At 33.6% G+C, this 19,787-nt stretch carries 16 protein-coding genes; 7 read left to right on the forward strand and 9 right to left on the reverse strand.

Translation table 11 applies throughout. The features are described 5' to 3' along the window. Window positions 1–103: 103 nt before the first annotated feature. From ACQQ6V_RS03285 to ACQQ6V_RS03300, 4 genes are all read right to left on the reverse strand, one after another. Entirely contained in the window at window positions 104–592 is a 489-nt protein-coding gene (locus ACQQ6V_RS03285; protein ID WP_448844127.1) for a GDYXXLXY domain-containing protein, read from the reverse strand. Next, entirely contained in the window at window positions 579–1,646 is a 1,068-nt protein-coding gene (locus ACQQ6V_RS03290) for a DUF4401 domain-containing protein (protein WP_448844128.1), read from the reverse strand. Before ACQQ6V_RS03290 ends, ACQQ6V_RS03285 begins: the two co-directional genes overlap by 14 nt. Next, window positions 1,636–2,595, reverse strand: coding sequence for a DUF2157 domain-containing protein (locus ACQQ6V_RS03295; RefSeq protein ID WP_448844129.1), 960 nt, complete (start codon window positions 2,593–2,595; stop codon window positions 1,636–1,638). Before ACQQ6V_RS03295 ends, ACQQ6V_RS03290 begins: the two co-directional genes overlap by 11 nt. A gap of 261 nt (window positions 2,596–2,856) precedes the next feature. Next, window positions 2,857–4,023, reverse strand: a complete 1,167-nt coding sequence (locus ACQQ6V_RS03300) for a THUMP domain-containing class I SAM-dependent RNA methyltransferase (RefSeq protein WP_448844130.1) — start codon at window positions 4,021–4,023, stop codon at window positions 2,857–2,859. 134 nt (window positions 4,024–4,157) lie between these two features. On the opposite strand from ACQQ6V_RS03300, the gene ACQQ6V_RS03305 reads away from it, so the two are divergent. Beyond that, window positions 4,158–4,883 carry a class I SAM-dependent DNA methyltransferase gene (locus ACQQ6V_RS03305; RefSeq protein WP_448844131.1) on the forward strand — a complete coding sequence of 242 codons (726 nt, stop codon included), beginning with the start codon at window positions 4,158–4,160 and terminating at the stop codon, window positions 4,881–4,883. Window positions 4,884–4,893: 10 nt separating this feature from the next. After that, window positions 4,894–5,586: a ZIP family metal transporter gene (locus ACQQ6V_RS03310; protein WP_448844132.1), complete on the forward strand. Its 693-nt coding sequence runs from the start codon at window positions 4,894–4,896 to the stop codon at window positions 5,584–5,586. Between the two features lie 99 nt (window positions 5,587–5,685). On the opposite strand, the gene pruA is transcribed toward ACQQ6V_RS03310, so the two are convergent. After that, on the reverse strand, window positions 5,686–7,311 hold the full coding sequence (gene pruA / locus ACQQ6V_RS03315) for an L-glutamate gamma-semialdehyde dehydrogenase (protein ID WP_448844133.1): 1,626 nt from the start codon (window positions 7,309–7,311) through the stop codon (window positions 5,686–5,688). A gap of 185 nt (window positions 7,312–7,496) precedes the next feature. Between pruA and dacB the strand changes: the two genes are divergently transcribed. Together dacB and ACQQ6V_RS03325 are read left to right on the forward strand one after the other, a co-directional pair. Continuing rightward, window positions 7,497–8,870 carry a D-alanyl-D-alanine carboxypeptidase/D-alanyl-D-alanine endopeptidase gene (dacB, locus tag ACQQ6V_RS03320; RefSeq protein ID WP_448844134.1) on the forward strand — a complete coding sequence of 458 codons (1,374 nt, stop codon included), beginning with the start codon at window positions 7,497–7,499 and terminating at the stop codon, window positions 8,868–8,870. After that, window positions 8,870–9,367, forward strand: coding sequence for a DNA-deoxyinosine glycosylase (locus ACQQ6V_RS03325; protein WP_448844135.1), 498 nt, complete (start codon window positions 8,870–8,872; stop codon window positions 9,365–9,367). Before dacB ends, ACQQ6V_RS03325 begins: the two co-directional genes overlap by 1 nt. Here the strand turns inward: ACQQ6V_RS03325 and ACQQ6V_RS03330 are convergent. The 3 genes from ACQQ6V_RS03330 to ACQQ6V_RS03340 are packed head-to-tail and all read right to left on the reverse strand — an operon-like array spanning window position 9,348 to window position 12,668. Next, window positions 9,348–10,370: a phosphotransferase enzyme family protein gene (locus tag ACQQ6V_RS03330; RefSeq protein WP_448844136.1), complete on the reverse strand. Its 1,023-nt coding sequence runs from the start codon at window positions 10,368–10,370 to the stop codon at window positions 9,348–9,350. The two genes, ACQQ6V_RS03325 and ACQQ6V_RS03330, sit on opposite strands and share 20 nt — an antisense overlap. Further along, window positions 10,361–11,269, reverse strand: coding sequence for a nucleotidyltransferase family protein (locus ACQQ6V_RS03335; protein WP_448844137.1), 909 nt, complete (start codon window positions 11,267–11,269; stop codon window positions 10,361–10,363). The genes ACQQ6V_RS03330 and ACQQ6V_RS03335 overlap by 10 nt, the downstream gene beginning before the upstream one ends. A gap of 1 nt (window position 11,270) precedes the next feature. Continuing rightward, complete coding sequence (locus tag ACQQ6V_RS03340; protein ID WP_448844138.1) at window positions 11,271–12,668, reverse strand: Gfo/Idh/MocA family protein; 1,398 nt, start codon at window positions 12,666–12,668, stop codon at window positions 11,271–11,273. A 157-nt stretch (window positions 12,669–12,825) separates the two neighbouring features. Between ACQQ6V_RS03340 and queA the strand changes: the two genes are divergently transcribed. Further along, window positions 12,826–13,875: a tRNA preQ1(34) S-adenosylmethionine ribosyltransferase-isomerase QueA gene (gene queA / locus ACQQ6V_RS03345; protein WP_448844139.1), complete on the forward strand. Its 1,050-nt coding sequence runs from the start codon at window positions 12,826–12,828 to the stop codon at window positions 13,873–13,875. Between the two features lie 78 nt (window positions 13,876–13,953). Beyond that, entirely contained in the window at window positions 13,954–14,814 is an 861-nt protein-coding gene (locus ACQQ6V_RS03350) for a hypothetical protein (RefSeq protein WP_448844140.1), read from the forward strand. Window positions 14,815–14,877: 63 nt separating this feature from the next. Here ACQQ6V_RS03350 and ACQQ6V_RS03355 read toward each other — a convergent pair whose 3' ends face one another. Next, window positions 14,878–18,555 carry a metallophosphoesterase gene (locus ACQQ6V_RS03355; protein ID WP_448844141.1) on the reverse strand — a complete coding sequence of 1,226 codons (3,678 nt, stop codon included), beginning with the start codon at window positions 18,553–18,555 and terminating at the stop codon, window positions 14,878–14,880. Window positions 18,556–18,577: 22 nt separating this feature from the next. Between ACQQ6V_RS03355 and ACQQ6V_RS03360 the strand changes: the two genes are divergently transcribed. Beyond that, on the forward strand, window positions 18,578–19,780 hold the full coding sequence (locus tag ACQQ6V_RS03360) for a Pycsar system effector family protein (RefSeq protein WP_448844142.1): 1,203 nt from the start codon (window positions 18,578–18,580) through the stop codon (window positions 19,778–19,780). The last annotated feature ends 7 nt before the right edge of the window (window positions 19,781–19,787 follow it).

Below are 19,787 nucleotides of genomic sequence, written 5' to 3' on the forward strand. Positions count from 1 at the left end.
ACAAAATAACGACTTCTAATGTTTTGAAATAATTCTAATGTTCTATTCTATAGTAAATTGCTATATGTAAGATATTTTAAACTAAAAATAATTATCACATGTATTATTTTATTTCTTTGAAATTTTCATTGTATAAGCCAATCAAGATGCTGTTTCCGTTTTCGTCTACTTTTAATGCGCCGTATTTGCCTGCTTCATATTTTTCACCATGTCCTTCCTGGAAAAAGAAAGATTCTGCACCAATATTTAGAAATCCATTTGCTAAAGTATATTTAATGAGAAATTCGTTCTTGTTAAGTGGCGTTTCCTTATCTTGAAGTCTTACTAACTGGGCAATATTATTTTTATCAATCGTAACAACACAGAAACTACGTTTTTTGACTTTATCAGTATTAATATCGTTATCATTGATATCATATCTAAGACTCATATAATCGCCCTGCATCAATGATCTAGGATCTACCGGGGCTAATTTTAACAACATTAATTTCCCGTTGTCTAAGGTTTTTTCTTTCTGATAAACAGAATAATTGAAGTATAATAATAAGATGATTAGATTGATGAGAATGAGGAACCATTTATATTTTTTCATCTTTGGATAGTTTTTTATGTGCGAAATAATAAAGAGCAAGAAAAAGAATGCCAGACGCTATTAGGAACAAGGATTTAGTTAATAAGGTTAAGCTTAAATCATAATAAAAACGGCTTATAAAGTAGATAAAAGACAAAATACCGATAACAAAAATCGTCTTATAATTCACTAAAAAGCTTAACAGAATTATAAGTATTGATCCAGCAATAGCTACTGATAGTGACGTTGATGCTAGTATTAAAAACGAAATTATATAAATGATAATTTTATCCTTTGTTTTGTCGATTTTCAATATTTTTAAAATATAAGAAATTGTGTATAATGTTGCTAATATTATCACTAATGACGTTATCCAATATTGTCCAAAATATAAACCTAAATAAAATGCCCAAGATTGACTAGTTATAATGAATATTGACAAAAAAGAAAAGACTATTGCGATCCTGATTGGGTCATATAACTTTGCTATTTTTTTACCAGATGCCATGATTTTGGCTTCATTTAAAAATAAATACGTCATTCCTAAAGCTAAAATACAACAGTAAATATTGAAAAATTCATTTTGATCTTTTAGAATAACCATTAGACTTCCATGTATGATTAATGCAGAAATGAAACTGAGAATGTAGTTCTGAGTCAGCCATAACGTAATAACCGAAATGAGAATGAAAGCTACCGCTATGTAATTTTCTTGTTCAGAATAATTAGCAATGCCAATGCCTAACATCACAAATCCCATCAAATAAAACGAAATACTAAAAGTATCCATAATGATATTATCAAGCGATTTATTGATGGCGACAGCGCCAATGATAAACGCAATCCCTAAAATTGACATCGTAAGTTCTGAGTCTATTGTGTTAGAAATAAATAATAGTCCTATAAATATGCAACAAACCGTGATGCTTCCTATGACTGATAATATTTTTATTGCCAGATTGGATTTATTATTGGCGTTTTTCTGGATTTCTTTATCCAAGTTTTCTTCATCAATTGACAAATTTTCGCCTTCGATGTTTTTAAAATAATTGTATAAATCTTCTTTATGATTCATGATTCCATTTTTTTTGAAGAATAAGAATAGTTTTTACCATAACAGTGATGCTACCAATAATAAATGCACCAACTAACAGAAACATTCCCTCGTCCGTTGACGTACTGAAAAGAAATGAAGCAACAATAATAATAAGACTTGTAGGAATTAGCGCAATGTAAAATATCGCCCTTTCTTTAATCCCAAACCATATCCCAAGCGCATAAAGAATAACAGATAAAGTAATGAAAATTGTATTGCTATCTTGATAATAATTATCAAATATTGCACTGCAAATGCCAAAAGTACTGATGCTCACAACGGCTATTGCAAGAGTGTAGATAAACCATTTTTCAACTTTAATTTCAGGTTTGTTTTTAGCGATTAATAAACTTAGTATTAATGCAGATGTATTAATCAGTAGCAAAGTAATATTGATAACTTCCCAGCTCCAATCTGTGGCAACTTGTTGTGTGTATAATACAAAGGTAGTATTCACTAAAATCAAAAAGATCAACCATAAAGGCGTGAAATTAGAGATAACTGTCCATAGGGTTATAAAAATAGTCCAAGCAAGAAAAAAATCATACGCATTGGCTCCCGTCTGATAAATTTGTCCAAAGACCGCAAACAAGGCGCCAACTAATAAAGAAGCGCCACAGAGAATGATATTTTTAAGATTTAGACTGAGTTTTGAGAATAAAACACAAGCGACCAAAACAATTAGTAAACCTTGTGTTAGACCTATTTTTACAAATTTGTCTAAGTTAGCCCAATTGTAAGCAAAAAAGAAAATGATACCAGAAACGGTAAATCCAATGCCTAAAGTCATTAAAAATAGTTGAATAAATTTCTGCCAACTTTTTTGGTCGTTATAGATATTTTCTTTTAGTGCTCTATCAATTCCTTGCTGGCTGATATTGCTATGCCGGCTGATGAGTTGGATAGACTCTTTATCAATTTTTTTCATTCAGAATATTGTTTTTATTTTTCGTTTAAATTAATTTTGAAATAATAATTAAATCAAATTTTATTAACTATTATTAAGTGTTATCAAATTAAAGTCCATTTACTAAATATACAATATTTCGGAAAACAATATTTTGAAAATTAGAAATAAAAAAAACTTCTCCTAAAAAATAAATCGTTAATTAAATTTAGATTTTAGGAGAAGTTGGTATAAAATCAAATAGATATAATGTCTAACTGATTCGTTTATTTTTAGAAGACCTTATTTATCTTCGGTCATATATTTGCCTTTTTTAGATCCATCATACATTTCGTATTGAAGAAAACGACACTCTAATTTACCATTAAATAACTTAACTTTTCTAGAAGGTCTTAAGCCAATTTTCTTTGGAGCATCCAGATCAGCAGAGATTAGCCAAGCCAATGTATTAGGATAATGTTGCTTAAAGGTATCACCAATTTTTTTGTAAAAATCCTCATCATTAATAGAGATTCTCTCATCGTACGGCGGATTGAAAACTACTGATAGAGGGAACATATCTTTCTCAGACTCAAAGAAATCTTGTCTTCTCACCTCGATAACATCTTCCATTTCTGCAGCTTCTATATTAGCTCTTGCAGCGTTAAGTGCTCTATTATCAATATCGTAACCAACAATCTTACCCGTAAACTCTCTTACACGATTAATACGGTATTCTTTGATGGTTTTAAACAATTCTTCATCGTAGTTTTTCCAGTTTTGAAATGCAAACCTCTTGCGGAAAATCTGTGCCGGAAGATCCATTGCAATCATTGCTGCTTCTATCAATAACGTCCCGCTACCACACATTGGATCTAGGAAATTACCTTTGCCATCCCAACCTGCAATATGCAACATCCCAGAAGCCAAAACCTCATTAATAGGCGCTTCGGTCTGTTCTTGGCGATAACCTCTTTTAAACAAAGCATCACCAGAACTGTCCATAGAAATGGTCACCAATTCTCTGTCAATGTGAAGGTGAAACTTGATATCTGGATTTTTGCTATCAACACTTGGACGCTTATGGTATTTAAAATTGAAAGAATCTGCAATCGCATCTTTCATCTTAAGCATCATAAACTGAGAATGTGTAAAACGGTCTGAGTTAATCGTCGTATCAATCGCGAAAGATTGGTCTACGGACATATAATCTTCCCAAGGGAAATTAAATAGTTTATCGTAGAATTTGCTTTCATTCCAAGCTTTAAAAGTGGTTAATGGTACCAAAATTTTTAAAGCAGTACGACAGGAGTAATTTATTTTATATAAAAAGCCAAGGTCGCCTTCGCAGTTGACGGCTCTGTTTTTAACTTCGACATTTCTTCCGCCTAATTTTCTAACTTCTTCGGCAAGGATGTCTTCTAGTCCAAAAAAGGTTTTTATCTGTATTTGTAGATTATCTATATCCATTTTGCAAAATTACTAATAATGCGTGAAGTAATCTACTTTAGGAAATGTAAAGTTTCAGATTTAATAGATTATATAAATTGTTTTATAATGAATTATTGATGCGGTTTTTCAATAACAATCAGTATTTTTGCAGAATGCAATGGTTTGAATCGTGGTTTAATACACCATATTATCATATTCTCTACAAAGATAGAGACTATAAAGAAGCAGAACGTTTTATAGATCTGCTCGTTAATGATTTACAATTAGATAAAGGTCAACGGATTATCGACTTAGCTTGTGGCAAGGGACGACATTCTGTCTACCTTAATAGATTAGGTTACAATGTATTGGGGCTTGATCTTTCTGAGCAAAGTATTCTTCATAATAAACAATTCGAAAATGAATCTTTAAAATTTGGGATTCATGATATGCGTAATCCAATGCAGGTAAAGCCTGTGGATGCGGTGTTTAACTTATTTACAAGTTTCGGATATTTTGATACGGAAGAAGAAGATCGTCAGGTTTTTCATTCGGTTTCTGACGCGTTGAAAAAAGATGCTTATTTTGTGCTGGATTTTCTTAATGCTGATTATGTTAAAAATACGTTGGTTGAAGAAAGCGAAACGATAAAAGAAGGTATTTCTTTCAAAATTAAAAAGCATATAGAAGGGCAACATGTGGTTAAGGATATTAGATTTCATGATGAAGGGCAGGATTTTCATTACTTTGAAAAGGTAAAGTTATCTACACCAGATCAGATTCTTAATTATGCGCAAGAAGCAGGCTTCGAAAGAGTGAAAATCTGGGGCGACTATGAATTAAATGATTATGATGCGGCTACGTCACCGAGATGTATTAATTTGTTCAGAAAAAAATAATTAAGTTAAGATGATAGTTGTTTTATTAATTTTAAGTGTTTTAATTGGAGTTTTTTTAGGTAAAAGCTTGGGTGGACATCAGAAGTTTGCTAAGAATCTTCTGGTTATGAGTGCTGGATTTTTAATTACAATTTGTCTTAATGAGGTTTTTCCGCAAGTCTATGCTGTTGGAGGACATAATATAGGGATTTTTGTGATTGTAGGTGTGTTGTTACAATTGCTTTTAGAAAGCCTTACCAAAGGTTTTGAGCATGGACATATGCATCATCATAAGGATGACCACGAGATATTGCCAGTTGCACTTATTGGTGGGCTTTTTATACATGCTTTTATAGAAGGAATTCCGTTGGCGCAAGAGAAAGAAGTTTTCTCTCCTTACTTAATGGGGATATTATTTCATAATCTGCCAATATCTTTTGTATTAGGCAGTTTCTTAGGTCATAGCAAGGCTTTTTCTGCTAAATTCTGGATGATTGTGCTGACCTTTGCTTTGGCGTCGCCGTTAGGGATGTTGTTAGGTCAATTTTTCAGCCCAGATTTACAAGTGTATTTCTTGGCAGTTGTAGGTGGTATTTTCCTTCATATTTCTTCTGTGATTATCTTCGAAAGTAATAAAAATCACAAAATGGATTGGCAAAAGATTCTCTATGTACTTTTAGGCGTTGGTCTAGGATTAATTGGACATTTGTTTCATAGTCATTGATTGAATAGTTAAAATTTATTTCAAATAAAAATAAATTCAACAAACACAAATCCCTTTTCAAAACTGAAAAGGGATTTTTGTTTTATAAAGATTTAGATTTTAACCTAAATATGGATATTTATAATCTTTAGGCGAAACGAAAGTTTCCTTGATGCTTCGTACAGAAACCCAACGTAGTAAGTTCATTTTAGAACCTGCTTTGTCGTTAGTTCCAGATGCTCTACCACCACCGAAAGGCTGTTGTCCAACGACAGCACCAGTTGGCTTGTCATTGATGTAGAAGTTACCAGAAGCGTTTTCTAAAGCTTTGTAAGCTTCGTCAATCGCATATCTGCATTGAGAGAATACAGAACCAGTTAATGAATATGGTGAAGAAGAATCTACCAACTTCAAGGTTTCTGCCCAATCTGCATCTTCGTAAACATAAACGGATAGGATAGGCCCGAAGATCTCTTCTACCATACTTTCGTACTGAGGATTAGTCGTCTCTATTACTGTTGGATGTACGAACCAGCCTTTAGAGTCATCAGTTTTTCCACCGATCACAACGTTTGCCTCGCTTGATGCATTGGCTCTGTCGATATAACCTTTGCATTTCTCGAAAGAATTTTTATCAATCACAGCATTTACAAAGTTAGATGGATCTTCTGGAGAACCAATCTTAATTGTAGCCACTTGATTTTCCATCACTTTTTTAACATCATTCCAAAGAGATTTTGGGATGTATGCTCTAGATGCTGCAGAACATTTTTGACCTTGATATTCGAAAGAACCTCTTACCAATGCCGTTGCTACAGCTTCTACATTAGAAGAAGGGTGTGCAATGACGAAATCCTTACCACCAGTTTCTCCAACAATTCTTGGATAAGTTCTGTAGTTATGGATGTTGTCGCCGATCATTTTCCACATACCTTGGAACACTTTAGTAGATCCTGTGAAGTGTAACCCTGCAAAGTCTCTGTGTGCTAGTACTTTTTCTGCGGTTTCTTTTCCGTCTGTGAAAATCATATTGATAACACCAGCAGGAAGTCCTGCTTCTATCAATACATCCATAATCACTTTAGCAGAATAAACTTGCTTATCAGATGGTTTCCAAACGACAACGTTACCCATTAACGCCATACAAGTTGGTAAGTTACCAGAGATTGCAGTGAAGTTAAATGGTGTTACCGCAAAACAAAAACCTTCTAGCGGTCTGTACTCTACACGGTTCCAGATGCCTGTATCAGAGATAGGTTGCTCTGCATACATTTCTGTCATAAATTCAACATTGAATCTCAAGAAATCAATAAACTCACAAGCAGCGTCTATCTCTGCTTGGTGTACATTTTTGGACTGACCAATCATCGTTGCTGCATTAATCACATCACGATAAGGACCAGCCAAAAGGTCTGCTGCTTTTAAGAAAATAGCAGAACGTTGCTCCCAACCAAGGGCATTCCATTTTTCTTTAGCTGCTAGAGCTGCTTCTATTGCCTGATCTACGTGGCTCATGTCACCTTGATGATAAAAACCGAAATCGTGTTGATGATCTTGTGGCGACTGAAGTTTAACATGATTATTAGTCTTTACTTCTTTACCATTGATAACCATTGGGATTTCTATGTTTTCTTTCCACATTTTTTGATAAGTAGAAATAAGACTTTTAACCTCAGATGATCCTGGTTCGTAAGAATTAACAGGCTCATTGGTTACAAAGGGTACCTGAGAAATTGCTTTTGACATATTGTAAGTATTTTATTTTTAAAATATAGCTTCTACAAATTTATTCAATATTTATGGATTTTGGAAATAATTGAGGCTTTAAAACAGCTTCAAAAAATACTCAGCTATTGAGAGATGAAAAGAATACTACAGATCATTTTGTTTTTAACCGTCAATGATTATATTTGAGTCAATAATTAGATAAAATGAAAACTATTTTTCTTGTAAGTCTTTTGGCTTCTCAATGTTTGATATCACAAACTATTTCTGATCAGTTAGATAAAGCTACAAAGACCTTGATGAATACCTCATCAGCAACTTCTGCTAATTTATCTTTTTATGTGACAGATGATGTAGGAAATATGATTTATGATTATCAAAGTAACAAAGGCCTTTCTACCGCAAGCACGCAGAAGATTTTCACTGCTGGCACTGCTTTGGACTTATTAGGTAAAGATTATCGGTTTAAAACAACTGCTTCTTATTCTGGTACTCTTAAAAATGGCGTTTTGGATGGTAATTTATACATCACGTCTAATGGTGATCCTACTTTAGGAAGCTGGCGTTATGAAGATTATAAGCCAGAAAAATTTAAACAAAAACTCTTAGAAGCTTTACAAAAACAAGGTATTTCTCAGGTTAAAGGTCATGTTGTGATTGACGATTCTTATTTTGATTTTCAGTCTATTCCGGGAGGTTGGCCTTGGGACGATTTGGGTAATTATTATGGTGCAGGCGTCTGGGGCGTTAATTGGAAAGAGAATCAATTTGATATTAATATTAATGGCAATCAATTCAAAAATTTCTCTTACAATCTAGAAAATGTACAATGGATTAATGAGTTAAAAACTGGCGGAAGTAGCGATCAGAGTTTGATTTTTACCGCGCCACATTCTAATGTTGCTTTAATTAATGGGACTTTGCCCGCTGGGAAGACCACTACAGTTTCTGGATCTGTGCCTAATCCGCCTTTGCAATTGGGTGTGGAAATAAAGTCTTTTTTGACCTCTAATAAAATTAAAGTCGAAGGCAATGTAGAAACTTATTATCAAAATAAAATTGAAGGAAAATCAACTTTAGCATTTCCAAAACAGAATATCTTTTTTGAATATCAATCGCCTACACTGGACAAAATAGTATATTGGTTTCTTAGAAAAAGTATTAATTTCTACGGCGAAACTTTAATTAAAACTTTAGGAAAAGAGAAGGGAAATAATGCGAATTTTGAGTCGGGAATGTCCGTACTTAAAGACTTTTGGAAATCTAAAGGCATTAATGCTAACATGATTAACTTTGCAGATGGCAGTGGATTGTCACCACAGAATTATGTCTCTGCCAAAGCCGAAGTTCAGGCGCTTTTATATTCTCAAAAACAATCGTGGTTTCCTGCTTATATTGATGCTTTTCCTAATCAAAACGGAATGACCATGAAGAGTGGGACGATTAGAAACTGTAAATCTTTTGCCGGTTATCACACCGCCAAAAATGGTAAAAAATATGTCTTTGCAGTGATTCTCAATAATTATCAAGGTGGTGATATTAGTCAGGCATTGTTTAATGTTTTGAATATTTTAAAGTAATGTCAGCCCGCATTCAGTCTTTTGCGCCGATTGTAGATAATGAGTCACAAATTTTGATTTTGGGATCGGTACCAGGCGTTAAATCTTTGGAAATGAAAGAATATTATGCGCATCCACAAAATGCATTTTGGAAAATCATATTCTATTTATTTAATCAAAAACCGACAACAGATTATCACCAGAAAATCGAATTGTTAAAAATACATCACATTGCACTTTGGGACGTCATAGAAAGCTGTGAGCGAAAAGGAAGTATAGATTCTACCATAAAAAATGAAGCCGAAAATGATATTCAGCAACTTTTAAAATCTTATCCTAACATCAAAGCTATTTTCTGTAACGGTCAGAAGTCTTATAAAAACTTAGTGAAATTATTGGGCAAAGATTTCGCATTGCCCATTGTTTTATTACCATCTACAAGCCCACTGCATACAATTCCTTTTAATGAAAAACTTGTGATCTGGCAACAGATTTTGGCTAATCTAGAGTTTTCATAATCCCTTTTAGAAGGTTAATTTGGTTTTGAGCACGATGTAGATTTTGATCTTTATAAGTTGTCTCGTAATAAACATCACCTTTGATGTAATCTGTTAAAAACCTTATGGCTTGTACAAAAACAACAATTTTTGCGGCATAGTCGAGATGGTCTTTTTCTAAAGGCGTTAGTAATTGTTGTGTGTGGTATAAGAAACCTTCCTTTACAGCTTCATATATTTTAACATCAAAATTATCTGTCGTTGTGACGTCATCTTCTTCCAGTTTATTACAAAAAGATCTTACCATATCGCCAAAATCATATAAGATATTTCCTTTGTAAACAGTGTCTAGATCTATAATTGCGACAGCTTTATTTTCTAAATTGAATAAAATATTACTAATTTTTGGATCGGCATGGATGATTCTTTTCGGGATTCTTTTATCATTAGAAAGGTCAACCCAAAGCTTAGTTAGATGGATATATTTTTTGACAAAAAGAAGCTCGTCAATTGATGCTTGTCCTCTTTGTACATCTACAATTTTGGTATTATCACGATAATCAATAATTCTTTTTTCAAAATTAGTAAAGTCGGGAAGTACATCTTCTAGCTTGATGTCGTTGTCGCAATTAATACAAAAATGAAAATGACTCAACGCTTTGGACGCTTGGTAAGCAATCTCTGGAGATTCGGCTTTTTGGTAGGTTTTAGTATTGTCAATAAAACTGGTCATTCTCCAATGTCTATTTTCTTCAACAAAGGTTAGTGCATTATCTGTTGTTTTTATGGGATTGGATAACTTTAGTTGATAATCAGTTTGTTTTAATTTTTCATTAATATTAAGATGATTTTCTACCAATAAATTAGGGTTTTCGAAAATACTATTATTGATGTTTTGCAAAATATAAGACACGTCAGAAGTCTCTATCAAATAGGTTTTATGAATTAATCCATTACCAAGCGTTGTGATTTTATCAATAGTTTTTCCACCTAAAAATTGAGATGCAATTGAGGCTAGCTCCATAGATTTTCCGGATATTTTTTTTGAGCGATTTTATTTTCGATAAAGATTTTGAGTTGGTTTTTATCCTCAGGATAAGTCATGCCCATCCATTGAGAAGGCGATGTGTGGACGGTTACTTGTATGTTGTCGTGATCTATTAAAGTCTGGATATGTTTCGGGATGAGAAACTCTTCTTTGGGATGCGGATTTTGATTCAGAAATTGATGAAAATAAGTTTCTAAATTGTTAAAAACACTAGGATGAAAAATTGTAAAATTCATAGATACTAAAGTCTCAGGATGCAATCCTTTCTTTTGGTCATTGTCTAGAAAATAGATTTCGTTTTCATCCGCAAAAATCTCTGTTCTTTCTGTTATTGTTGTTAAAGATTGATGGTCGTCCAGCTCGCAGATACCGCGTGATACGGCGCCATTTTGACTAACAGTTTCTTTTATTGGATAGGCAATAATGTGGTAATGATGAGGTGTTACCAAGTTTTCATTAATAATAGAAGCTGCTGTTTTATAAATTTCTTTTCCATAAAAATCATCAGCGTTAATAATGATAAAAGGCTCGTTGATTAAGGATTTTACACACAATAAGGCATGAGCTGTTCCCCAAGGTTTTTGTCTTTCCTTAATGTTAAATTTTTCTGGTAAATAATCTGCAATATCTTGATATATCCAGTGGAGTTCTATATTTCTTTGTTGCGCGATTTTGTCCAACCTTTCGGTATATGCCGTTGGAATATGTTTGTTAATAATCACAATTACTTTACCGAAACCCGCTTCTAGAGCATCGTATATGGAATATTCTAAAATAGGAGAGTTGTTGTTGGTGATGCCATCTATCTGTTTCAGTCCTTTGTAACGGCTTCCTAATCCACCAGCGAGGATGACAATTGATTTGTTGATATTCATGTTAAAATTCATCTGATAATCCGAAAACAGGTTTTCTGTTTTTCCATTCGCCCTTAGTAAAATCCGGAATTTCCATAAGCTTACCTTGGTGCTCGATAGACTTTTCGCTTAGCGGTGTTATAGCGTACCATGTTGCCAAATCATAGACATCAAGCGGGAATTCTATATTGCGCTTTATGCATTCTATAAATGTATTAATTACAAAAAAGTCCATGCCGCCATGGCCAGCATCTTTACTTTCGTTTTCATATTTTTTCCAGAGAGGATGATCGTTTTCTTTAAGCCATTTTTCGGAGTTATCCCAACGGTGGGTATGATTCATCTTTTTTTCAAAATAAATATGACCTTGGTCTAATTCTCCCCAACCGAAATCTTGCCAGAGACCTTCCGTACCTTGCACCCGAAATCCAAGATCATACGGTCTTTGTAAACTGGTATCGTGGGTTAATAATATGGTTTCTCCATTGGCGCAAGCAATCTGAGTTGTGACAATGTCGCCTTGTTTAAATTTTACTTTTGCATTGGGATGATTTTCTCCACCCTTAGGATGGTCTACAATATATTGATGAAGCCCTAATGCTTTGGTAGACATAGAAGAAAGATGTGTTAATCTGTTACCACGGTTAATATCCATCATCGCGGCAATTGGCCCAAGACCATGAGTTGGATATAATTCTGCGTTTCTATCTACATAATGTTGTGTTCTCCAGTTAGCTTCACTGAAGCCTTTTTCTCCAAACTCAACACCAGAATTGTAAGGTGTAACCCCATCGTTAAACAATACGCCTCGCAAGTCATGTTGATAGCCACCACGACCATGAACTAACTCTCCGAACATTCCTTTTCTCACCATATTAAGAATTGCCATGAGATCGCGACGATAATTAACATTTTCCATCATGAAGATCGGAACTTTGGTACGTTCATAAGTTCTTACATAGTCCCAACATTCTCCTAGAGTAAGCGCTCCACAAACTTCCATGCCGACAATTTTTTTAGAATTCATGGCTTCAATACCTTGCTTATGATGCCACTCCCAAGGTGATGCAATGATGACTGCATCTAGATTTTTAAGTTGGAGAAGATTACGATAATCGTATTCTCCGTTAGAAAACTCTTTTGCAACAGCCTTATTATTTTTAGCTAAGATACTTTGTGCGCTTTTTAACATAATTGGATTAGGATCCGCAAATGCTACAACTTCTACATCATCTCTTTTTGCTAATAACTCTAGTTGGCTTTGTCCACGTAGACCGACGCCAATAATACCAACTCTTACTTTAGATATCACTTTATTGGCAGGATACAAGATATTTCCAAATAGTGTATTGGGAAGAACTAATGCGCCAAAACTCGCTATGCTTGCCGTTTGTATGAATTTTTTTCTAGATATATTCATTTGTGTATTTTTATTAGTTAAAAGTAAAGAAAAAAAAACGAATTTTTTAAAGGAAGAAATTCAGGATTATATTAATGACTGTCTATTGACAAAGGCTTTTTATTATCGTATCTTTGCCGCTTGATATAATAATTTTTAAACCGTAATTTAAAAAAAAATGAAAACATCTGATTTTAATTTTGATCTGCCAGAAGAATTGCTTGCAGAACACCCTTCAGAGCACAGAGATGATGCTAAATTGATGGTTCTTAATCGTAAAGATAGAAGTATTGAGCATAAATCTTTCAAAGACGTTATCAATTATTTTGAAGAAGATGATTTGTTTATCTTCAATAATACTAAAGTTTTTCCTGCAAGATTATACGGAAACAAAGAAAAAACAGGCGCGAAAATCGAAGTTTTCTTGTTGAGAGAATTAGATAAAGAAACTCGCGTGTGGGATGTTTTGGTAGATCCAGCAAGAAAAATAAGAATTGGTAATAAGTTGTTCTTTACAGAAGACGAAAGCCTTGTAGCAGAAGTTATCGATAACACAACCTCTAGAGGTAGAACATTAAGATTCTTATTTGATGGTTCTTATGAAGAATTTAGAGCCAAATTAACAGAACTTGGTGAGACGCCACTTCCTAAGTATATTAAAAGATCTGTAGAGCCAGAAGATGCTGAGCGTTACCAAACTATTTATGCTAAAGTAGAAGGTGCTGTAGCTGCTCCAACGGCTGGACTTCACTTCTCAAAGCATCTTATGAAGCGTCTTGAGATTAAGGGAATTAACTTTGCAGAAATTACACTACACGTTGGTCTAGGAACCTTCAACCCAATCGAAGTAGAAGATCTTTCTAAGCATAAAATGGAGTCTGAAGAAGCTATTATAGACGAGAAAAATGCATTAATCATTAATAATGCTGTACAAGAAAATCGTAAAGTGTGTGCTGTTGGTACAACAGTAATGAGAGCACTAGAGACTTCTGTTTCTTCTAATAAAAAAATCTCTGCATACAGAGGCTGGACTAATAAGTTTATCTATCCACCACATGATTTTGGGATTGCTAATACAATGATTACCAATTTTCATACGCCAAAGTCAACATTAATTATGATGATTGCTGCATTTGCAGATAAAGAATTTGTAATGGATGCTTATCATGAGGCTATAAGAGAAAAGTATAAATTCTATTCTTATGGAGATGCAATGTTGATTCTTTAAGAGTCAAAATACATAGATTATAATGCGTAGCAAATATTGTTACGCATTTTTTATTACTTTTAACATCAAATTTTTTTTATGAAATCCATTATAGCATCGATAGGACTTTTGTTGGTGACAGCGTGCCAATCTCATTCTCAGAAACTAGATATATTAGGTACTTTACCCAAAGTAATAAAAGAAGCTTCGGCTTGTGAGATTTCTAAGGCATCTCCGTTAATATGGACGATAGAAGATCAAAAAAATAATCCAGTATTATTTGGTATTAATGACAAAGGAAAGTTAATTAAAACTATAAAAATCACCAATGTTGAGAATAATGATTGGGAAGATCTTACCTCGGATGAAGAAGGTAATCTTTACATCGGCGACTTTGGTAACAATGATAACGAAAGGACTAATCTGATGATTTATAAAATTAATGCAGCAGATCTGGACAAAGACGAAGCTAAGGCATCAGAGATTATTTCTTTTTATTATCCTGAGCAAAAAGAATTTCCGCCTAAGAAAAAAGATCGGGTTTTTGATGTTGAATCTTTTTTCTATTTTCAAAATAAATTTTATTTGTTTACAAAAAATAGAAGTTCAAAATTTGACGGCACAACAGTTCTTTATGAAGTAGATAATATTGCTGGTCAAAAGTTACCAGCTAAGAAAATATCTAGTTTTGTAACCTGCGATACCTTTCGGCATTGTGCGGTGACTAGTGCCGCAATTAGTCCTGATAAGAAGAAAGTAGCAATATTGAGTTCTGATAAAGTTTGGGTTTTTACAGATTTTAAAGGTGTGGATTTCTTCTCTGGAAAGTCAGAAAAGATAGAATTGGATCATTTTTCTCAAAAAGAAGGACTTGGTTTTTATGATGATTCTACCATTCTAATCACTGATGAAGCTGCTAAAAAAGGCAGATCTTATCTTTATCGATTAACATTGAAGTAAATCAGACAGAAAAAATTGAACAAGAAAAAAAGCGACCTTCATAAGAAAGCCGCTTTTTTAGTTTTAAAAATCTAACCCAAATCCTAATACAATTCTGCCGCCATCTTCTGATCGGAAATAAGAGATATTAGCACCAATCATATCAAAGGCATTTAGCCAAAAACCTGCTCCGTAAGAGTTGTGCCATTTTTGTGTTTTCTCGTTTGGCAGCCAGACTCTACCGTAATCCAATCCTGTAAATACACCAATTTTCATCGGTAAAAAGGCATTTCTGATGGTTCCTAAATCTAACCGAAGATCATTGCTTTGGTAGAAAGATGATTTGCCATAAAAACGATCAAATCGAAAACCTCTCAGACTATTGTCACCGCCTAAAGTTGCCATCTGATAAAACTCATACTCGTTGCTTAATATCCATTTTGCCTTGGCATAAGAAGCAAAAGTTAATTTTTCATTTTTTGTAATATAATGGATAAAGCCAATACCTGTTTCTATAGTTGGGACTTGTTTTTTAGTGTTTTCAAGATTAATTCTGTGGCTGAATTCAAAATCAAATTTCATCCCCAGACTTGGATTAACATGTTTATTATTATTTTCAAAATTAAATGCCAGATCTACACCACCAAAATGTTGCGAGTGAAAAATATCAGGATTAATGTATGGCAAAGTGCTAATATATCTGCTGTTAGTTTTTTCTATTTTTAGAGCTTCATACACTAATTTTCCACTAAAATGCGATGCATTTTTTCGCCATTGTATAGATGGCGAAACTGATATTTCTTTGGCGCGAGTCCTGTAATAATCGTCATGATAAAGATCTTCTTGATTAGGAGTGATGTTTCCTAATCCATAGAAGTTTCTGATAAAATGAGAACTTGTAATTCTTGCATCTAGTTGATAGAACCAGTTGCCAATCAATCTTGGATAGATGCCTTCATAAGCGACTTCGTAGCCTTGAGTACCTGTAAAATAGTTAGCTTTTATGGTATGCTTATTAGTGAATGGGTTTTGCTTGAATCCTCTTTTTACAAAACTAGCATTGAGGCCTAATATCAATTTGTCATCTGGATTATAGCCCGCATTGGGAGCAGAGGTCCAGAAGTTGTATTTTGGACGTTTGTAATCGTATTGATTAAGCTCATAATCATCGGTAAGATGTAGGCTTGTGTCTTCTCCATTGTAAGTGTTTTTCTTAGATTTATAATCGTAGATTTTTACTTTTTTGGCATTATCAATATTATAAGTGTCATGATTTAGCCCTCCTAATAATCTTAGCTTTATTAGGTTTTTTCCTTCACCTTTTACCTCAAAAATATCATTATCATCTAATCCATATAACCAGATTTCTTTAGTCGTTTTTCTATCATAAGTTTTAGAAGATATTAATTCTTCGCCACTAGACTTTAAGCGATAGATATCAACTTTTGTTTCACCATTAGGGAGGCGATTTATAATGAATTTGTCCTTCTTATTGGTACCAGTTAGTAGAACTGTCTTTTGTAAAACTTTATAATATTCTAAGGCGTATTTTGTGAGGTCTTGTTTTCTGATTTCCAAAAGTTCTTGCAGGTGCTTAGTCTGTTCATTTTGGACTTCTTTTGGTAGATGTTCAAAAGCTTTTTTGATATCATCTTGCGTTATATTCTGTTGAATAAACTCTGCTTCTCTTTGCCAATCTTCTTCTGTTGAGTTTTTGGTTAATGCTAAGTCTAGAGTGTACGGCTCTCTGTTAAACCATTTGATATTTGATATTTTTTTCTCAAAACTCTGCATGTGTCTTAACTCTGGAAAATCCAAAATCATCTTGGTAATTAATCCATCATATTTTACCATCGCTTGATCTCTATCTTTTGGGATAGGTGAGATGATGATATTTTTACCGATATTTTTTTGTTCCCATTTCCATTGGTCATAATGACGATCCCAATCACCAATTAACATATCAAAAAGTCTTGCACGGATGAAGGCTTTTTCGTCCATTTTATATTTTTCATCCTTAGCCAGAAGCTTTATGACATCATCTGTGCTTAGAACTTTATTGGGATTTTCTTCGGTCTCAGAAGGTCTTACTTCTAGAAAATATAACTCGTTGCCAAAATTCTGATTGTATTTACCAAGTTTATTTTGTTTCGGAATATAGAATAGGCTTGGGTCAGTATGTTTTACGCCAATTTTCTCTGCCATAGATCCTATTGTTAGCGCCATATAAGGATGAGAACTTGTATAGAAATCTAATAAAAACTGATCGGCAAAACTATCCCGAAAGTCTTCTACAACATATTGGTCTTTAAAAGCCACAGATTGCAAAAATCTAACACCACTTTTCTTAAGGGCTCGTATCACATATTCGCCTTTGGGAGTATCTAGTCTTAAAGATTTGGTTTGATGCCCGCCACCAGCGCGATTAGGAGATGCCCCGCCGTATAGGGTGTCTAATTGTAAAGTTGGTGCTTCTACAGGTGTAGAGTAGACGGATCTATAATTCTTGCCCCATAACCATTGATGTAATTTTGATTTTTCAGTCAATTTGTCTTCGTAGACGGATGCTGTTGTCTCTACAGGAAATTGAGTAGGGAATTGCTCTTGTATATAATTCTTATTATCTAATACTTGTTTTCGGAATAATAATTTTTCGGTGTCATTTTCTCTGGCAAAATAAGAAACTTCTGCTTCTCCTGATTTTGAAATTTTTAAAATAGCATATCCATTTTTACCATAAGAAAAGTCGTTAGCATTAATTGCTGTCGCAGCTTCAGCTTTAGATCCTGCACCGCTAATAATTTGTTTGATATTATCTTTTTCTATGTATTGCAAATTGTGATCATGCCCAGACACAACAATTGCATTATCTCTATCTGCTAGTAAAGTCTTAAGCCTATCAACTAATTTTCTATAATTAGGATTAGACAGATCCTGATGAGTAATGCCTCCAGTAGCGCGCATTAGATTGATACCAGTTGCTAAAAAAGGAAGCGGGATTTTATTTTCTAACGGGAATAACTGCTTTTCCCAAGAATAGAAACCACCGTGTGATCCATGATCTAACAACGGATGATGCGTGGCAACTATGATGGTCTTGTTTTGATTTTTATTCAGTTGATTTTCAAATTCTGAAAAGAAATCTTCTCTTGTCTTGATATCGCATTTTTCATTAATGCCAGGATTTTTCTCCCAATCCGCTAAAAACCATTCTGTATCAATCGTTATTAGAGCAATGTCTTTGCCAATTTTTCGGGTTTCTATGGCGCAGGAGTTTTTTGGAGAAAAAGCTTTTTTATCATTTAGTTTTTCGGTGATATAGTCTTGTTGGTTTTTTAGTCCAACAATTCCCTTGCTATACCAATCGTGATTGCCAGGGACAAAAATTGTTTTTCCTTTAAAATTATTAACCAAAGCAATCTGATCATCTAGTTTTGCTTCTGCTAATTTTCTGTCAGGATGATTAATATTAGGAAGCCCGGAAGGGTAAATGTTATCGCCTAAAAACAAAATTGTACTATTCTCTGTGGCGTTATCTAATTGTTTTTTAAATTGATTGAGGATTAATTTGGCATGATCTTGATCGGCATTACCAGCATCGCCTACGAGGTAAAAAGTATGTGCAATATTATCTTTGGTAATAGATTCTTCATGAGTAAAATGTTGAACAGCTTTGCCATATTGAGGCTTAGAAGTTGCACAAGAATTAAAGATTATACCTAGTCCTAGAAATGCAATGCTGTACGAAGAAAATAATTTCATAATTTTGTTTCAAATTAAATACATGAACTTGATCACCAAAGCGGAACAATTTGTTGTTCAACTCTTCAAAGATAAACTTTCTTCTGATTATTCTTACCATAATATTGATCATACTTTAAGGGTAGTTAATGCTGTAAAGCTATTAATAGCAGATGAACAACTGTCTGATCTTGAGAAAGAGGCACTATTATTAGCAGCATGGTTTCACGATACAGGTTATGTAGAATGTTGCAAGTTGCATGAAGAAGTTGGGACAGAAATTTCTGATCATTTTTTGACAGAAAATCAAATGCAAGCATCTCAGATAGAACTTGTGAAATCGTTGATAAAAGCTACGGCTTACATGTATACGCCACAAAATAAATTAGAAAATATTATAAGAGATGCCGATACTTCTCATCTAGGATCAGTAGATTTTATGGAAATTACTGAGAGCCTTAGAAAAGAATTGAAAGAGGTAGAAAAAAAGAAAATTAGTAAGTTAGAGTGGGCTAATGGTAATCTTTTGTTCTTGAATAATAATCATCAGTTTTATACCGATTACGCCAAGAAAAATTGGAATCCAATAAAACAAGATAATATCAAAAAAACACAAGAGAATATACAATCGTTACTACTTCAAAAAGCGGAAAAGGATAGGCTAGATGATGAAAAAGCACTTCTTAACAAAAAGAAATTAGAAAAAATAGATTCTCCAGAACGTGGGATAGAAACGATGTTCCGGGTAACAATGAATAATCATACCAAGCTGAGCCAGATTGCAGATAGTAAAGCTAATATCTTGCTTTCTGTTAATGCAATTATCATTTCTGTGGCATTGTCTACCATTGTACCAAAGTTAGATGCTCCAAAAAATTCGCATCTAATTATACCGACTTTTTTGCTAATATCTTTTAGTGTAGCAAGTATTATTATGGCAATTATGTCTACGAGACCTAAGGTGTCTAGCGGGACTTTTACAAGAAAAGAGATAGAAGAACGAAAGGTCAATCTTCTATTTTTTGGTAATTTTTATAAGATGCCTTTAGAAGAATATACGTGGGCGATGAGGTCTATGATGACGGACAAAAATCACCTTTATGACAGTATGATAAAAGATTTATATTATCTAGGAGTTGTTCTTAACAGAAAATATAAGTTGCTTAGAACTACCTATACCATCTTTACGATTGGGATTTTAGTATCTGTACTTTCTTTCTTCTTAGCTTTTAAAGATATTATTTAATACAAAA

The organism is Chryseobacterium electrogenes (genome assembly GCF_053553015.1).

What these genes read in the sequence shown, in the direction of transcription:
- ACQQ6V_RS03290 (WP_448844128.1), bottom strand. Translation starts at nt 1,646, where the DNA reads ATGAATCATAAAGAAGATTTATACAATTATTTTAAAAACATCGAAGGC.
- pruA (WP_448844133.1), bottom strand. Translation starts at nt 7,311, where the DNA reads ATGTCAAAAGCAATTTCTCAGGTACCCTTTGTAACCAATGAGCCTGTT.
- ACQQ6V_RS03295 (WP_448844129.1), bottom strand. Translation starts at nt 2,595, where the DNA reads ATGAAAAAAATTGATAAAGAGTCTATCCAACTCATCAGCCGGCATAGC.
- ACQQ6V_RS03335 (WP_448844137.1), bottom strand. Translation starts at nt 11,269, where the DNA reads ATGAATATCAACAAATCAATTGTCATCCTCGCTGGTGGATTAGGAAGC.
- ACQQ6V_RS03350 (WP_448844140.1), top strand. Translation starts at nt 13,954, where the DNA reads ATGAAATCCATTATAGCATCGATAGGACTTTTGTTGGTGACAGCGTGC.
- ACQQ6V_RS03330 (WP_448844136.1), bottom strand. Translation starts at nt 10,370, where the DNA reads ATGGAGCTAGCCTCAATTGCATCTCAATTTTTAGGTGGAAAAACTATT.
- ACQQ6V_RS03325 (WP_448844135.1), top strand. Translation starts at nt 8,870, where the DNA reads ATGTCAGCCCGCATTCAGTCTTTTGCGCCGATTGTAGATAATGAGTCA.
- ACQQ6V_RS03340 (WP_448844138.1), bottom strand. Translation starts at nt 12,668, where the DNA reads ATGAATATATCTAGAAAAAAATTCATACAAACGGCAAGCATAGCGAGT.
- ACQQ6V_RS03310 (WP_448844132.1), top strand. Translation starts at nt 4,894, where the DNA reads ATGATAGTTGTTTTATTAATTTTAAGTGTTTTAATTGGAGTTTTTTTA.
- ACQQ6V_RS03305 (WP_448844131.1), top strand. Translation starts at nt 4,158, where the DNA reads ATGCAATGGTTTGAATCGTGGTTTAATACACCATATTATCATATTCTC.
- ACQQ6V_RS03300 (WP_448844130.1), bottom strand. Translation starts at nt 4,023, where the DNA reads ATGGATATAGATAATCTACAAATACAGATAAAAACCTTTTTTGGACTA.
- ACQQ6V_RS03360 (WP_448844142.1), top strand. Translation starts at nt 18,578, where the DNA reads ATGAACTTGATCACCAAAGCGGAACAATTTGTTGTTCAACTCTTCAAA.
- ACQQ6V_RS03285 (WP_448844127.1), bottom strand. Translation starts at nt 592, where the DNA reads ATGAAAAAATATAAATGGTTCCTCATTCTCATCAATCTAATCATCTTA.
- dacB (WP_448844134.1), top strand. Translation starts at nt 7,497, where the DNA reads ATGAAAACTATTTTTCTTGTAAGTCTTTTGGCTTCTCAATGTTTGATA.
- queA (WP_448844139.1), top strand. Translation starts at nt 12,826, where the DNA reads ATGAAAACATCTGATTTTAATTTTGATCTGCCAGAAGAATTGCTTGCA.
- ACQQ6V_RS03355 (WP_448844141.1), bottom strand. Translation starts at nt 18,555, where the DNA reads ATGAAATTATTTTCTTCGTACAGCATTGCATTTCTAGGACTAGGTATA.